Here is a 17,323-nt window from a genome sequence, read left to right on the forward strand (position 1 = left end):
AATTACTTAATCGTATTTTTTGTTAGGAGTTCATACCTATATGAAGAAGCTATTTTGAAATCTACAGGAGGAATACCACAAGATACCATTGCAATAAATACCTCTGACTCTTTTACATCACAAACTACTCTAAGCTTTAAATCTTTTTCCAACGAATTACTGCAGTTGAGTATACAAGCTCCAATTTTGTAATAATGCAAAGCATAAAGCAAATTCATCGCATACATTCCGCCATCTATAAAAACTTGATTTCTTTCTGCGACACTTGAAAACACACTAATCTCTGATGTGATTATTATTAATTTGTTAGTTAAATGTCCAAAACCCCTATTTCCACCTTGGATAGTTAGTATAGAATTTATATGTATTTTGTCTTCAAAAACATATGTCCTCCAGCTTTGTCTATTACAGGCAGAGGGGGTTGTTCTCGCCAAATCCAATGCGGACAATATTGCTTTCATTGGGACATTTTCATTCGTATAATTTCGTAAACTTGATCTAGATTTAGCAAATTGTGGAAACTCGGACTCAACGTATTTGAAATAATCATTTGCTGTTATTTCCTTCTGCTTACTTATCGGAATCCCACTTACTAAATTTTTCAATTTTTGAATTGATACAACTACTGAATCTTCTAAATTAAAATTCTGCTGTTCATGGAATTGTTCGTACTCCCAAATTACTCCAACAGCATGTCGTAGTTGTTCTTCCTCTTCTCCAAATAATTGTATGTATTGCATGCAATTATCCACTAAACTTAAAAGTAAATCTTTTCCAAAGCCTAATCTTGGATCTGGCATGGTTAAACCTTTTTCAATCACGTGATATTCTCGTACTATTTTACCTATTAATTGCTGAGCTGAATTAGTTCCAAATGAATCTGAATATTTTAAATATCTTTTCATATCAAACTCATAGGCTTTTTTAAAGTTTCTTTGAAGAATAAATTGTACTTTTTTTTGTTTTACATATTCAAATACTCTAACAGGTAAAATCAATTTAATTATTCTAACGAACTTCATATTGATTTTTTAATTGATTCTAATAAAAAAGATTTTTCATTTTTCGTAAGAGCAAGCAGATAGATTGTTGTAATTGACGTGATTAATCCTATAACAGATACTACTAAAAAGTTAGTAAAATTTTCTTTCAAATTCTGAGAAAGGATGAAAGTTGGAATATAAGCTACAATTGTAACAATTACGGAAGGTAAAATTACATGCAAAATAAAACTCGAAATAGGAAATTCAATCATTTTATTGAGCATTACCAAACGTAAAACCAAGGAAAACATAGAATTTAAAATCGCTAAGTAAAATACGATTTGCACAGGGTAACCCATTTCTAAAAATAAATATGCTAAAGGCAGATTTAAAAGCATCATTCCTCCCACAACTGACTGATAATTTCTTATTTTTCCTGTAGCTTGAGCAGCTGTTTGCAAAGAGTAGGAAAAGGATTCTATTAATGCAGACACAATATTAAGTCTAGTAAACATCACCACATTTTCCGGAACTATTTTGAGCCACAATGCGATTATGAAATGTGTTTTCAATAAAACCGGCATAGTCAACAAAAAAAGCAACAAAAATGAAAATTTAGAGCTTTGAAAAACCAATTTCAGCATTTTTTCATTTTCTCCATCAGCATAAAATTTAGTGATCTGGGGTCGAGCTGCTAACATAAAATTTTGAACAAATTGATTAATCGAACTGTTCACTTGATAGGCAATTCCACGTGCCGTATTTACAATTGGTCCAAAAAACATATTCAAAATAATATTTATTCCATTATTATTAAACACGCCTGCTAGGGCTCCAAACAAATTCCAACCAGAATAAGATGCAATTTCTTTGAATAGATTTGTATTCCAATACAAGCTAAAATTACATTCTTGAAATTTACGCTTACAGTACGACCGATAAATCAAAGTAACTATAGTAGTTACCCCAAAAACAAGTATTGAATACAATTTCAATTTATCTAATGAGAATACTAGTAATAGAAAAACAACAAATAACTTTAGCAATACCTCCAGAATGCTTACCCAAGCATAAACATTCATTCGTTCATGTGCAATAATTGCTGCATCATATGGTATGGTGAACATTGTCATCATAAACGAAAAGATAGAAAATTGATATATCCAATTGGCTGCTTCAATTCTCGCAACAGGAATTGTCATTTGAGTATTCAAGAACCAAAGACCAACAGTCTCAGACAACAATAATATCACGATTGCAATCAAAATATAGATATTCATTGTCATACTAAATATCATTTTTAGTTGCTCATAATTTTTTCTTCCCAGCTCAAATGCAAAAAAACGCTGAGAAGCAGAAGCCATTGTTCCACTTAAAAAAGAGAACATAGTCACAACTCCACCAACAACATTATATATACCATAATCAACAACACCTAATGTATTAAGAACAACCCTTACTGTATATAGTGATACTGCCATTGTCAGTAACATTCTAAAATAAAGTAATAAAGTGTTTTTCGCTATTCGCTTATTGTTTGCTGAATTGGACATTATTTCTCTTGGCTCATTTAGTTTTTTGTGCTTTTTAGAAAAAAAGAATCTAATTCCATAAAAATCTAATCTACCAGAGTTGATTTCTCGATTGCTAAACGCTCATAAACCTCTTTAACAGCTTGGCTCTGGTACCGCGGCACAACTAAGATGGTATCCTCGGTCTCCACGACAATCAAATTATCAACACCAATTATCTCAACATGCTTTTTCGTTTGACTAATCACAAAATTTGAATTTGCCACTTCATCTTTCGAAACCATTCGATCTTGATAATCCCACATGGCATCAAAAGACCCCAAATCTGACCACGCCATTTCGGCCGCAACAACTTGCAAGCGTCTACTCTTTTCCATGACAGCATAATCAACACTTTTAGATGGGATTTGCTTCATGTATGCCGCTGGAATAATGTGATCTATTTGTTTATTCCAGGCTTCTTTGGATGCATGCAAGATTTCCGGCTCATAGGTCTCTAATTCAGACAAAAAGACACCCACCTGAAAACAAAATATTCCCGCATTCCACAAATAGTCACCAGATTCAATAAAATGGGAGGCCGTTTCCAATGTTGGCTTCTCTCGAAAGGAAAGTACATCATTACCCTTGTATTGAATATATCCATAGCCCGTTTCCGGGTAATTAGGTTGAACGCCAATCGTAACGATAAAACCCTTGCATGCCAACTGGTAGGCCTTGCTTACCGCCTGAAGGTAAGCTTTCTCATCCCCGATCATATGATCGGATGGACAAACCAAAACGATATCCGTTGGATTTAGCCCCAGACAAGCTAAACAAATCGCTGCCGCCGTATTTCTAGGTTCAGTCTCCGTAACAAAAGACACCTGATCCATACCTTTAGAATCAAAAATTTGTTTTGATAAATGCTTGGTGGATTGATTGCCAACAACAAGGGTTCGATTTGTCAATGCTTGATTCCTTTCAACAGTAAGCTCAAATAAAGATTTACCCTCGAAAAGTGTAAGATATTGCTTAGGACAAGATTTCCTAGATAAGGGCCATAAACGACTACCTATTCCACCCGACAACAAAATGTTAATAATTTCCAACTTAAGAATTTTTTGAACGAGTTAATTTTGACCAAAGAGATCGCTTCTTGCCTTTATCCTCTGCGTAATAGCCGTACCCATATCCATATCCATATCCATATCCATATCCATAACCGTACCCATAACCATAACCTGTACCATACATCTTCATGCCTCTTGGCTTTAATCCATTATAAATCAAATTCAGCTTATTGAATTTATTGGAGACAAATAATTGCTGGATGAAATCCAAGTAGTTTTTGGTCGTGTAATTATGGCGCAACACATACATCGTTGCCTGCGCATGATGTGCGAGTACTTGCGAATCCGTCACGAGGGAAATTGGCGCGGTGTCCATCACGATGTAATCAAAGCGAACTTTAAGTTCTTCCATCATGGCTTGGAAAGCATCTGAACCTAATAATTCAGTAGGATTGGGGGGAATGGCACCGGCTGAAATCAAGAATAAATTTTCAGACTGTGGTACCGCTTGAATAATATCATCTAATGAGGCCAAATCAATCAAGTAATCTGTCACACCGCTCCCTTTCGCCAAGCCGAAATATTGACGTACTTTGGGTTTCCGTAAATCCAATTCCATAATCAAGACCGAACGACCCGTCAGCGCGATGGTCGCCGCTAAGTTTCCTGAAACGAAGGACTTTCCCTCTCCGGAGATGGATGATGTCACCTGAATCACATTGCCCTTTTCTTGATTCAATCCCAGATAAGCCAGGTTCGTTCGTAACATCCGGAATTGCTCCGCTAAAATCGTTCGCTTTCCTGCCTTCACCACGATGTGTTCCTCAGAATCTCCCTGTGCTAATTCACCCAAAATAGGCGCCTTCACCCGGCGCTCGATGTCCCCGCGGAACAAAACTGTTGGATTATAGGTCTCCTTGAATAATACATACAAGACGCCTAATCCAATACCAAGTGCCAGGCCAATCAAGTAAATAATATTTCGTTGGGGTTTGATGGGTGCAGGGCTGAAAACAGCAGGTTCCACGACCCGACTGTCCGCAATGGCCGAAGCAGAAGACAAGGCTGACTCTTCACGTTTCTGCAACAGAAAAATATAAATAGTATTCTTGATGGTTTGCTGACGACTAATCTCCACCAAGGCCTTTTCTTTAGACGGAATATCTACGAGCATGGCATTGCTTTCCTTGAGCTTTTTCTGCAAGTTGGCCTGCGCTGTCTTCAGATTCACTCGAATACTACCAATATTCTCTAATATAGAGGGTTTTAGCGCCGCGATCTCTTCGCGCAGCTGCGCCTGCAAATCCGACTGACCACCCGTTACCTTAGAAATACGAGATAATTGTAATTCTGCCTCATATAATTTGCCTAATAATTGTACTAGCGTGGCATCGTTTATGCCCATTAAGGATGGAACGACAGCCGAACTTGGCTTTTTAGCAGTAACATATTGTTCGATATCCTTTAAAACAGAAAGCTGAATACCAATTTCAGATAGCTTTTGATCATGTTCCTTAACAGATTCTAGAAAAAGTTTTCCTTGTTCACTTATATTGACAATTCCCTCGCGCGTCTTGTAATCTTTAATATTCTCCTCTACATGTTGCAATTCATCCGATACAATACCTAAACGTTGCTCAACAAACCTCAACGTATTTTTTGCAACTAAATTTTTATCCTCAATGGCAAATTCATCATATACCTTAAACAATTGATTGATCACATCGCGCCCTTTGTGTGGCACAATCGTCTCCATACTCAGATAAATAACGGTAGACTTTTTCGTACTCGCCTCCGCCTTTAAACTTGTCAAAAATTGCGCCGCCACATCTGCCACCGCATGCGTTTTAAGTAAAATCGTATAGGGCTTCGGCAAATCCTTTGCCGGAACAAAGGAAGGATTCAGCGAAACGTAATAATATTGTCCATTTAAATAGAGGCGTGAGCCTAGTGGATAAGATTTACCTTGTATGGAGAAACGTTTTTGTTGGAAATCAACATCGACAGGAATAGATACTGACATGCTTTGCACCGAATCCTTTTGCATCGCGACCAATTGAAGTGGTGCTTGCTCGCCATATAATTCACGATCCAATACATTCCCAATATGCGTTTGTGTCGTATATAGGTTTAAGTCACGAACGACTTGTTCCATTAAAGGAGCCGATTGAATAATTTCAATTTCGTTGTCAACGACCTTCTTATCCCCAAAAATATCCAAGGCATCCAACATTTGAGCTGCACCTGCCCCATTCTTATCATCCTTTACGAGCAATTTGGCATTTACCTGATATACCGGCGGAGTGTAACGCAGGTAAAAGAAAGAACCCAAGACACTTAAGAGGACAGTTAAGACAAATACAGGCCAAAAAGGCAGATAGGTCTGTGCAATTTGGGTAAATAAATTGCCGTCCTGTGATTGATTCAAATCGAATGAATCATCAAATTCTGATTGCATGAAATACTATTTAAAGAAGTTGTTGACTACGAGTACAAGCAAGGTCGCACTGCTGATGATGGCCGGTAGATACACCGACGTTTCGCTGCCTAAGTAGGATTTCGCTTTGTTGGGCTCTACATAAACCACATCATTGCTTTGAAGATAAAAATGCTGGGATTGAAATAGCTCCATCTTGTTTAAATTGACACGATGAAATTCTTTCTTTCCTTCATTTTCATGTATAACGAGAACATTGTTTCGATTTCCATAGGCGGTTAAATCCCCAGCCATGCCTAACGCTTCCAGCACAGAAATACGTTCATTGGAGACATTGAAGGTCGATGGACGTACTACCTCCCCCAGAACGGTCACGCGGTAATTCATAAAACGGATACTGATTACAGGATCCTTTAAATAAGGAATAAGTGCAATTTGTAGCGCTTGCGTCAGTTCCGATTTTGTCATTCCTTTTACGGTCAGTTTTCCAATTTTAGGTAATTGTATACTACCTTGATTATCAACGAGTAAGCCAGGCGTTACCGATTGTGTCATGAAGTTGGCCCCCGCCGCATTGTTGGCCGGCACCGCATTAACACTATTAAACAACGCGGAACTTTGGGGATCAGAACTACTGACACCAATGAATAAAATATCTCCGATTTGAATGCTCGGCTCGTAAGAATGTTGAGCCAGTGTGAGGGTAGTGTCTTGTTGGCCTTTAAAATAAGCCAACTCGCGATTAATACCACAGGATCCTAAAAACAATGCGATGGACGCAAGTAGGATTAAGCTTTTGTATTGCATAAAAATTGTTTAGTAGAACACAGCTTCGCTACCTTGAGTCACATGAACATACTACACACAGGAAGTAATGAATGACAAAAGGAATTCAGAAACACAAAACAACTTAATCTGAATTCAGATATGCATCAAAAACGGTTTTAACACAAAAATCAATAAGTAGGTTATTATCAGCAAGATGACCGTTAAATAAATTCATTTTTGTTATAACACATTTAACATAATGTGGCAAATATGACATACTATATTTAGTGATATAACCTATCTGTTCTAACATTTATAAAAACGTTATGGTAATCATTTCAGGCATCTTTCTTGCGTTAACGCTAGGCGTCACTATTGGACTTAATTTCAAGCGTATTCAAATTCACCCGAGGCAAAAAAATCTAACACCAGAAACAAATATTAAGGTTTCAGGGGAGCAAAAACATACGTTAATTCCATATTTGGACACCCTGGAAATTCGATTTATAAAACGAATATTAAGTCAAGAAGATAAACTATTATCAGTAAATGAGGCCAATGAAATATTACGCATTGAGCGATTGTCCAAAGAAAATCAACGACAGCGCAGACACATTTTTCTTAAAGAGCTCAACTTGAAATTAAAAATGATTTATCAAGTACCTGAATGCATCGAGCGGAAATCGACGGAATTAGATAGGCGATCAAAATATTACAGTCTACATGAACAAATCAGCAAAGAATCTATTGAAGAAATGCTGATAGAGGAAAATAGCAAATAGCTTTTAAATACCGTTAACTAAGCTAAAACAAATTAAGATGATTGCTATTAACCTAATTCACTCATTTACAGCGAAAAGTAAAACCTGTTATTCTATTTACAATGTCACAAATATGCCATTGTAAGCCTTATATTCCCATGTCAAATTTGCGGCATGGAATCAAGCAAAAAAGAGATTAGCAGAAAAGTAGGAGCCAATATTCGAGTAATTCGATTGGCTAAGGGCTTGACCATCGAGAAACTCGCTGCCGATGCGAACATGGAATATACACAGCTGAGTAGGATAGAGCTTGGACAAATAAATACCAGTTTATTTCAAGTTTACAAAATTGCACAAGCGCTCGATATCAAGATGTGTGAATTATTCCAAAACATCTAAAAAAAACCTCCCTGAATCTCAAGGAGGTTTTAAATAATCCTAGTTCTAATTTTTTCTATGCGGCAACCGGGAAATGCGAGCATTCATCCAACTGCGTACACCGAAATTTTATCTCGCAATTTACAAAATTCTAATCCGTTCTTCGCTGACATCCATCAGGATAATTTCTATAAATTAATTTTTTATCCTTAATATTACCGCAAATTGTCCTTGACTCAGGTCAAAGATTCAATGCATAAGCTTAGTTCTATAAACATTCTCCATTGGCTTTTTATTGCCTTCTTTTTTGTTTCCTGCAAAAACGAACTCTACCACGTTCGAGCGATTCATTACTTTTAGTAATATCTCTTTGGCAATCCTTTCTGGTTTGCCAAAGTTTGAGACGTCTTTCTGCGTCGTTTCCTTATGCTAAAGCCTACTCTTTGGCAATCCTTACAGGTTTGCCAAAGTTTGAGACGCTTTTCGCGTCGATTCCCCCAAGACTTACCTCCACTTAAAAAAAGGAGACACGATCACATCATGTCTCCTTTTCTGATAACTATGCGCGAGAAATCGCTTCTCTACGGGAAAACTAATTCGCCGTTAATTCAAACAGCTCCTTATCCAATTGCGGTTTCACCACACAGGCATTATCCAAATGCATGGTCGGCGTAGCACTCGCATTGTAAGCAGGCCACGTAGGCAAACCTTTGTGATTTGGATTACCTACACGCGCAAAATTGATCCACGCTTGGCTGACTTTGTCGGCCAACACATAAGCTTCTTTACCCCCACCCGTCATGTTTTCACAACGCGCAATGTTATTAAAGCAAAATGGCAATTCGAAACAGTGCATCGATTTATACTTGCCATCCATCACGGGCGATTGCCAAGTGAACAAATACATAAATACCGGCGCTGCATTCAAGGCCGACTTCATATTCGCTTGAACCACCGCACCAGGACGGAAACGCGTATCCACATCCATTAAATCAGATGGCTTCGTATCCGCAGGATAAGCTTTCTTCACCGCAGCTTTAAATGCCTCCGCTTTGTCACCATAGGTCTTTTTGATATAAGCCTCTACTTCCTCAGCACTTGCATTCGACATGTTGGTCATCAATGACGGCATGAATTCATTCTTCACGGTACCAATCATCAAAGGAACGTCCTTCGACAATTTCATCGCCTCATCCGAGAACAATTGGTAAGGCAATAATTCGCTGTCGATGCTTGGGCCCCAACTTAAGCCAAAACCCACAACCGGTTTGCCAGCTGCTTTCATTTGAGCGGCAACCGTTTGCAATGCTTTATTTCCTGCATTTGCCAAAGTCGCAAAGGGTAATTTTTGTAAGGAATCAACTTTCTCGGCAGGGATATTCAAGGCCTTCAACACCTCAGCGGTAATCGCTTGTGTTGTTGACTTTTCCAACATTGTTCCACGGAATGCACCACTTTGGTTGATCGCTTTGTGAAACAAACCTTTGGCAGATGGCATAGCCATCAAGGTATTCACCTTCGCGCCACCACCCGATTGACCGAAAATCGTCACGTTGTTCGGGTCTCCACCGAACTGACTGATATTCGCCTTCACCCATTCCAAAGCCGCCTTCATGTCCATCACGGAATTATTCGCCGAATACTTATACTTTTCGCCATAAGCTGACAAATCCAAGTAACCCAAAATATTCAACCGGTGATTGATCGATACCACAACCACATCCCCTTTTTTCGCTAAATTTTCGCCATCGTAGGACTTCAACTCCTCCGCAGAACCTGCCGTAAATCCACCTCCGTGAATCCAGAACATCACGGGACGCTTCTTCCCATCCTTAATCCCGGGCGTCCAAACGTTGACACGCATACAATCTTCATTCGTATAGCCCCATGAGTGATCAAAAACGAATTCCGATTCGTCTTGTACCTGCGTCGTAGGATTCATTAGTGGTGCCACAGGACCATAGGTCAAGGAACTTCTAACATTCGTCCATGCTTTTGGCTTATGAGGAGCCTCAAAACGATTTGCCTCCGCATAGGGAATTCCCTTGTAGGTATAAATACCTCCATGTACATAGCCACGAACTTGACCGGATTCTGTAGGCACAACGGCCACATCTTTACTTAACGTAATCTGCGCCTGCGCAGCCCACGAGCCCATTAGGCAAACGCCCAAGGCTAAGAATAACTTTTTCATTTTTGATAGGTTTAGCTATTGTAGTAATTTGATACAATAATAAGCTTTTTTTCCGAATTCCCTCCTCTCTTTGGCAATCCTTTCTGGTTTGCCAAAGTTTGAGACGCTTTTCTGCGTCGATTCCCTAGGCTAAAGCATCCTCTTTGGCAATCCTTCAAGGTTTGCCAAAGTTTGAGACGCTTTTCGCGTCGATTCCCTAGGTTAAAGCCTAGGGTTATCATCACGCTTAATTATAACCCCAGACTTTAGTCTGGGGATTACAGACTTTAGTCTGCGGCTCGTCCGAAGCAAACCCCACAGAAACCCCTAGGCTAAAGCCTAGGGTTATCATCACGCATACTTTATAACCCCAGACTTTAGTCTGGGGATTACAGACTTTAGTCTGCGGCTCGTCCGAAGGAAACCCCACAGGAACCCCTAGGCTAAAGCCTAGGGTTATTAAAAATTTTATACCTTTACAAACCTATAAATTACGACCATGAAAAAAAGAATACTCCTATTTGCATTCCTAACCATCAGTGCCATCTCAATCATGTCACTGCGCAAAAGCCCTGCTAAACAAGTCGCTATCGACGGACCCGCAGAGAAAACCTACACCCAATATTGTGCCTCTTGCCACGGCGAGAAAGTGGAAGCTTTCGTTGACCGTCAATGGAAACACGGCAATAAAAAAGAACAAATCATCGCCAGCATTTCTGGCGGCTATCCAGAATTAGGCATGCCTACCTGGAAAGAAGTCCTAACGGCACAAGAAATCGAGAAATTAGCTGATTTAATCGTTGAGAATTTAGCGGGCGTGGAGCAATATAAATTTGCCAACAAGCCTTCGAGCAACATCTTCAAATCGGATGGCATGACGATTCAATTAGACACGATCGTGACAGGTTTGGACAGCCCATGGGGTTTTGCTCAATTACCAAACCTCGATTATTTAATCACAGATCGTGCTGGTAAATTGTATTTGGTCGACCAAAAACAAAACAAAACAGTCATTACTGGAACTCCTGCCGTGATGGCTAAGGGTCAAGGAGGTTTATTGGACATCACCCTGCACCCCGCATACGAACAAAACGGATGGGTTTACATGTCTTATTCCAAATTCAGAATAGAAGCTGGACAAACAGAAACTACAACGGCCATCGTACGAGGTAAAATCAAAAACAACCAGTGGGTTGAATCACAAGAAATTTTTGAGGCGAAACCTTACACAAAAACCTTCCACCACTTTGGATCTCGTTTGGCATTCGATAAAAAAGGATTCCTGTTCTTCAGTGTAGGCGAACGCGGCATGGAAAAAGTATTCCCACAGGCTTTGGATAATGACAATGGAAAAATTCACCGCATCAAAGACGATGGCAGCATTCCAGCAGATAATCCTTTCGCCAAAAGCGCACATCCTTCGGTTTATACGTATGGCCAACGAAACCCTCAAGGCTTAACGCTAAACCCAAGCACAGGGGCTATTTGGGAAACAGAACACGGTCCACGCGGTGGCGATGAAATCAATATCATCCAAGCAGGTAAAAACTACGGTTGGCCTGTGATTTCCTATGGCATCAACTACGATGGCAAACCCATCACAGCGATCTCGAAGAAAGACGGCATGGAACAACCTATCTCGTATTGGATTCCTTCCATTGCACCTTCGGGATTGACTTTCGTGGTAGGCGATAAATATCCGGCTTGGAAAGGTAACTTGATGGTGGGTTCGTTGCGTTTCAACTACCTAAACCGTTGCGTCATCAAAGACAACAAAGTCATCAAACAAGAAAAGGTATTAGTCAACCTAGGTCGCATGCGAAATGTGAAACAAGGCTCAGACGGATATTTATACGTGGGGACAGAAAACCCGGGTATGGTCTTCCGATTAAGACCTTTATAACTCTTCAAAAAAAGCCTGATTCGTTCAGGCTTTTTTTTTGGCCACTCATCCTAATCTTGTTGGCCATGCAACGCATTCGTCGGAAATTGCATCTCGTATTTTTCATTAATTAATTATTCAATCCGCCTACATGCGTTTCATACTTTTATTCTTACTCATTTCCAGTACCGCTTTTGCACAAAATTCCTTGCAATTTCACTTGCAGGATAACAACAGGCAGCCTCTCCCCTTTTCAACGGCCATCCTAAAGAAATTGCCGGATTCAACGCTCTACAAAGGCTTTTTGACCGACGAGAATGGCTTGGGCAAAATCAATAAAATCCCCGCGGGCAACTATGTCCTACAAGTTCAATCCACAGGTTTTGCGAGCAAAAAACTGAGCTTACCCAGCATTACAGAAACATCCCAAATCGACCTAGGCATCATAAGCCTCTCGCCATTGACCAAAGAATTAGCAGAGGTCGAAGTACGTGCCACAAAACCACTCATCGAAAAAAAACTGGATAAGACCATCGTCAATGTGGAGAACTCCGCCATGGCTGCGGGAAATACAACCATGGAAGTATTGGAGCGTTCTCCAGGGGTCATCGTCGACAAAGACGGCAATATTTCCCTGCGTGGTAAATCAGGCGCGAAGGTCATGATCGATGGAAAAATCTCTTATTTGACCGGAACGGATTTGGCCAATTATTTACGCAATCTTCCCGCCGACCAAATTTCTACCTTGGAAATTATGACCAATCCTTCGTCGCGTTATGACGCCGCAGGAACCGGTGGAATTATCAATATCCGATTGAAGAAGAATGCGAACATCGGCATGAACGGTTCCGCGAATGCCACCTTAGCGCAAGCCTATTTCCTACGTCAAGCCTTAGGAGCTAACCTGAATTACCGAAATAACGGTTGGAACTGGTTCGGTAACGCCTCCGTGGGCCAGCGACCAAACATGGAACGCAACTATTTATTGCGCAGATTCACGGCCCAACAAGAGAACTGGGAACAAAGTTTTCGCTATGCCAACCAAAACAAAAATGCGCAAGTTAAAGGCGGTGTCGATTGGTATTATTCACCCAAAACGACCTTTGGCATATTACTTTCCGGAGGATACAATTACAACAGTCTAAACGACGGGCTGAACCAAACGGTTCAGATGAACAGTCAAAATGAAGTCTTGTCACGCCTCGACACCTACAACTCTTTGGAAAACCCTTTCTTCAATTATGCTGCCAATTTCAATTTCAAACATACCTATGACTCCACTGGGCGTGAATTAACGATTGACCTGGATCACGCGCGGTTTGTGGATGAGAGTCAAAACAACTACCGCTCACGCTATGTAAACGCACTTTTTCTACCCGTAATGCCGGACTCATTATTGCGCACCAATTCCGCATCGTTCATCAACCAATATTCCCTAAAGTCGGACTATGTCATCCCATCTTTTTTAAAGGCTAAGTGGAGCATGGGTATGAAATCCTCGTGGGTACAAACCGACAACGATTTGCAGTTCCGATCGAAATCGGCACAAGCGGCCTACTATAATTTCTTAACGGGCCAAAGTAATCGCTTTGTCTATACCGAACAAATCCACGCCTTATACCTGAATACCGAAAGGGCGATTGGGAAATGGAGTTACCAAATTGGGCTTCGTGGCGAATGGACCCTTGCGGATGGAACCTCATCCGCCTACACGGGTGAAGCCGACATGACCTTCCACCGGGATTATTTGCAGATTTTCCCGAGTGCCTTCTTACAGTATGAAGCCTCAAAAAAGCATACTTTGGGCATGAATTACAGCAGACGGATCGACCGACCGGGTTATTCCGATCTAAATCCCTTTGTCTTCTTCTTAGATAATTATACCTACAATGTGGGGAATCCGATGTTGATGCCCCAACTCACCAATTCATTCGAATTGAGTCACACCTACATGGGTGGAATTTCAACTACGTTGGGCTATAGCCACACGGATCAGGTGATTACCCAACTTTTGAAGCAAGAAGCCGAGACGCGCAAGACCTTTCAGACGACGGCAAATATGGCGCAGCGCGTTACCTATAGCCTAGGAATCTCCCTACCGATCCCGATCAAGAATTGGTGGACAAGCAACACGGATATCTTTATAAATCGGGCGGAATTGACAGGAAATATTTCGACCGCGAACATCAACACGGCGGGAAACATGTTCTACGTTTCCTCGAATCACACCTTTACGCTTCCCAAAGACTACAAAATTGAATTTGGTGGAAATTACTTTACGGGTGGACTCGAAGGCGCCTTTTTATTCGGTGCTGGAGGATCTTTGAATATGGGAATTCAAAAAACCATCATGAAGAAACGTGCGACCATCCGATTGAATGCACAAGACATATTGTACACATCGAACCCACCGGTAACCATTAAATATGCGGATTTGGATGTATTGGTTCGCCCGAAAAACGATTCACGCGTTGTCCGTTTGAACTTCACTTACCGATTTGGAAATGCTGCCATTAAAGGTGCTCGTCAACGTTCCACGGGATTGGACTCCGAAAAAGGACGTGTCAAAGGAGCGAATTAATCCTCCTCACCGGCTTCGTCTTCGTTGACCGCTTTCCGATTTTTAAGACCCGAATTTTTCTTCGAGCTGAGTTTAAACGCAAGACCGATGTAGAAAATTCGGGTTTCTTTTTTCTTTTTCAGATCATTGACAAAACCAAAAGGCCGCGAATCATAAACCGTCTGTTGCGTATTAAACACATCATTCAAGCGGGCATTCAATACCCAGGATTTCCATTCTTGCTTGAAACCCAAGTCCACGGTATAAAACCCTTGAATAATACCTAAGGGATGAATTTGGGCCGATTGATAAATGGCGCTCAACTGCACAGATGCCTGCGGTGTGAGATTCCAAATTTGGCTTAAACGACCATTCCAACTCCAGCGATTCAAATTCAAGGATTGTTCCTGCACCTGACCTTGCAGATCCGTTTGGTACAAGGAGCTCGTCACATTCACCTTCCAATTTTTCATCGGACTGATCGATGTAATGTTTTCCAGTCCCCAAGTCTCCGAATGCGAGATGTTCTCAAAGCGTGTCAACGTCGTGTCACCTTCCATCAAGGTTCTTACGCGACCCACCAATTGATTAACCCGACGGTAAAAAACCTGATTCGTCGTATGCAAAGTCCCTACATCCAAAGAATGTTCTAGCTCGAGTAAATACGTTCGCTCCGGCTGCAACATCGGGTTACCTGATTGCAAATTCAAGGGATCCGCGAAGGAAATAAACGGATTCAAGGCCTTAAACGATGGCCGATTAACCCGAGAACTAAGGCGCAAACCCAGCTGCTGGTTTTTCGTCAATTCCTTTTCCAATGAAAACGAGGGAAATAGCTGCACATAATTCAAATTAGCCTGCGTTGCCTCGGCACGCAAACCACCTTGAAAATCCCAGTTTTTACCTGCGTAGCGGGCAGCGCCATAAATCGCATGAATACGTTCCACATAGGTAAATGCATTGCTTCGTTTGGTATCTAACTCCCATGTTCCCTTCAATTTTTCATAGCGAAAATCCGTGTCAAAGAAGCGTTCTGTCACCTTAAATCCATAATCGAGGCGCAGTTTCTTGGACCATTGAGTTTCCCAGTCTCCTTGCAAAAGCAAGGTGTAATTCGAACTAAGCGCAGAAGATTGTTCAATCCGATTAGGAAAATTCGTGTTGGGGATATCGAAGCCATCATAGAAATAGCGCTGCGTGAAATCGTTTTGATCTGAACCTATGTTTCGAATCCATAAAAAATCAAGGTGAGCCGTTGTCTTTTGTTTAGCAATTGTTCCCAAGGAAATCAACACATCCATACCTCGATCATCACCACGCTTATCGGCATCACGTATGTAATAGCGATCCGCCGAACGAATAAATTGGGACAAATTTTGCCTGACTTCATTGTTATGATCTTTCGAATACCGCGTGATTAACTGCGTGCCTAAACTCCAGCGGGGATTCAAGCGATATTCGAGTTGGCTTTGCAAGGCATGGTTATAATCCCGATTCACCTCAAAGGTTTCTTGTTGGATTTGGGCTAAGCCATAGAGGCTCGAATTCTCCCGATAAAGTTGTTGGTAATTATCCCGTATGGACTGTTTGAAATTATAATCAAACGCATAGGTCAAACGTTTATAACCATTGCCATAGCGGGTCGAAAAGGCCAATTGGTCATGCGTTCCCCATTGCATATTTGCCTGCGCTTGCTTGAAACCTTTGCCTTTTTTCAAGACAATATTCAAGATTCCGGAGCTCCCTTCCGCCGAATATTTTGCCCCTGGGGAGGAAATAATTTCGATGTAATCGATGCGATCAGCCGGAAATAAACTCAGCGCATTCGCTCTGGAAGAGGCCAAAATACCCGAAGGTTTTCCATCAAAATAGATGGTGAGGCTTTGGCTACCGCGGTATTGAATGGTTCCATCACCCGCTACATAAATGGAAGGAATGTTGGCGAGCACATCCTGTAAGTTTCCGCCTAAATTGGTCAGATTCGCACTCGGATAAAAGACTTGCTTTCCGTATTCCGGCCTACTGGCCTTTACCTCAACATTGCTGAGCGTATCAACCTGTGCCGAAACATGGAGCGAAACGAGGAAAAAAAAGAGTAAGCTAAGCTTCCGCATCAGCCGAAAAGGTTTCATTATCCTTGGAATAATAATAAGCCTTTAATTGAGCAACGCCTCGTTGGTAATCTACCTTCACCACCTGCACCCGGTGAATCGGCTGGCCTGTTTTTTCAATCAGATCCTGAAGTAACAGGGCCTTTTGATCCGGTTTGACAAGAGCAAGGTTTTCGTAGGTTAATACCTGAAAGTTCTCGTGTGTTAGCGTTAAGAATCGGCCTAACAAAAAGGTCACGCCTACTAGCAGAGAATTAGCTAAAATCAACATGGCATAATTCTCGAGTGACGCGATGGAATTGATGATACCTAGCGTGACAACGAGGAAAAAATAACCCATTTCCCCGATCGGCACGGTAACTGTCCGGTAGCGAAACATGGAGAACATGGCAAAAAGACCAAAGGCAAATCCAAACTTCAAGTCGGCCGCTGCCAACAAAAAACAAAGCACAAATAAGATGGAATTGAATAGAAAAAAGGTAAATACGAAGTCCTTATTCTTGTATTGCGGGTAATATATGAATCGGATGACCAAAAAGGTAAAAAACAAATTGATCAAAAACCGGAGTGCAAAAAGCTCAATCATGTAAGTTAAATTTTTCAAATGTACGGAAATAATTAACCGCTTCGTAATCCGTCCAGCGCATAAAATTTAATCGTCGAAATCAAGGCATTGATGGGCCCGC

12 protein-coding genes are annotated in these 17,323 nt (G+C 41.0%); 4 read left to right on the plus strand and 8 right to left on the minus strand.

The window, feature by feature from the left end; translation table 11 throughout:
- Window positions 1-2: 2 nt before the first annotated feature.
- The 5 genes from PQG45_RS07670 to PQG45_RS07690 form a co-directional block, all read right to left on the minus strand.
- Window positions 3-1,022 carry a nitroreductase family protein gene (locus tag PQG45_RS07670; RefSeq protein WP_316070616.1) on the minus strand — a complete coding sequence of 340 codons (1,020 nt, stop codon included), beginning with the start codon at window positions 1,020-1,022 and terminating at the stop codon, window positions 3-5.
- Window positions 1,019-2,464: a hypothetical protein gene (locus PQG45_RS07675; RefSeq protein WP_316070617.1), complete on the minus strand. Its 1,446-nt coding sequence runs from the start codon at window positions 2,462-2,464 to the stop codon at window positions 1,019-1,021. Before PQG45_RS07675 ends, PQG45_RS07670 begins: the two co-directional genes overlap by 4 nt.
- A gap of 137 nt (window positions 2,465-2,601) precedes the next feature.
- Window positions 2,602-3,606 carry a mannose-1-phosphate guanylyltransferase gene (locus PQG45_RS07680; protein ID WP_316070618.1) on the minus strand — a complete coding sequence of 335 codons (1,005 nt, stop codon included), beginning with the start codon at window positions 3,604-3,606 and terminating at the stop codon, window positions 2,602-2,604.
- 1 nt (window position 3,607) lies between these two features.
- Window positions 3,608-6,025 (minus strand): GumC family protein, encoded by a 2,418-nt coding sequence (locus tag PQG45_RS07685; protein WP_316070619.1) that lies wholly within the window; start codon window positions 6,023-6,025, stop codon window positions 3,608-3,610.
- Window positions 6,026-6,031: 6 nt separating this feature from the next.
- Window positions 6,032-6,811, minus strand: coding sequence for a polysaccharide biosynthesis/export family protein (locus PQG45_RS07690; protein WP_315577224.1), 780 nt, complete (start codon window positions 6,809-6,811; stop codon window positions 6,032-6,034).
- A 287-nt stretch (window positions 6,812-7,098) separates the two neighbouring features.
- Here PQG45_RS07690 and PQG45_RS07695 point away from each other — a divergent pair, with 287 nt between their 5' ends.
- The gene (locus PQG45_RS07695; protein ID WP_315577223.1) at window positions 7,099-7,554 is read left to right on the plus strand and encodes a hypothetical protein; all 456 of its coding nucleotides are present in this window, start codon (window positions 7,099-7,101) and stop codon (window positions 7,552-7,554) included.
- Window positions 7,555-7,707: 153 nt separating this feature from the next.
- Window positions 7,708-7,932, plus strand: coding sequence for a helix-turn-helix domain-containing protein (locus PQG45_RS07700; protein ID WP_315577222.1), 225 nt, complete (start codon window positions 7,708-7,710; stop codon window positions 7,930-7,932).
- A 571-nt stretch (window positions 7,933-8,503) separates the two neighbouring features.
- On the opposite strand, the gene PQG45_RS07705 is transcribed toward PQG45_RS07700, so the two are convergent.
- Entirely contained in the window at window positions 8,504-10,105 is a 1,602-nt protein-coding gene (locus tag PQG45_RS07705) for a carboxylesterase/lipase family protein (protein ID WP_316070620.1), read from the minus strand.
- Between the two features lie 478 nt (window positions 10,106-10,583).
- On the opposite strand from PQG45_RS07705, the gene PQG45_RS07710 reads away from it, so the two are divergent.
- Together PQG45_RS07710 and PQG45_RS07715 are read left to right on the plus strand one after the other, a co-directional pair.
- Complete coding sequence (locus tag PQG45_RS07710) at window positions 10,584-11,987, plus strand: PQQ-dependent sugar dehydrogenase (protein ID WP_316070621.1); 1,404 nt, start codon at window positions 10,584-10,586, stop codon at window positions 11,985-11,987.
- A gap of 130 nt (window positions 11,988-12,117) precedes the next feature.
- On the plus strand, window positions 12,118-14,547 hold the full coding sequence (locus PQG45_RS07715; protein ID WP_316070622.1) for an outer membrane beta-barrel family protein: 2,430 nt from the start codon (window positions 12,118-12,120) through the stop codon (window positions 14,545-14,547).
- On the opposite strand, the gene PQG45_RS07720 is transcribed toward PQG45_RS07715, so the two are convergent.
- Complete coding sequence (locus PQG45_RS07720) at window positions 14,544-16,640, minus strand: outer membrane beta-barrel family protein (RefSeq protein WP_316070623.1); 2,097 nt, start codon at window positions 16,638-16,640, stop codon at window positions 14,544-14,546. The two genes, PQG45_RS07715 and PQG45_RS07720, sit on opposite strands and share 4 nt — an antisense overlap.
- The gene (locus tag PQG45_RS07725; protein ID WP_315577216.1) at window positions 16,627-17,223 is read right to left on the minus strand and encodes a DUF4956 domain-containing protein; all 597 of its coding nucleotides are present in this window, start codon (window positions 17,221-17,223) and stop codon (window positions 16,627-16,629) included. The genes PQG45_RS07720 and PQG45_RS07725 overlap by 14 nt, the downstream gene beginning before the upstream one ends.
- Between the last annotated feature and the right edge of the window lie 100 nt (window positions 17,224-17,323).

The organism is Aquirufa regiilacus (assembly GCF_032470275.1).
In the GTDB taxonomy this organism is placed as follows: domain Bacteria; phylum Bacteroidota; class Bacteroidia; order Cytophagales; family Spirosomataceae; genus Aquirufa; species Aquirufa regiilacus.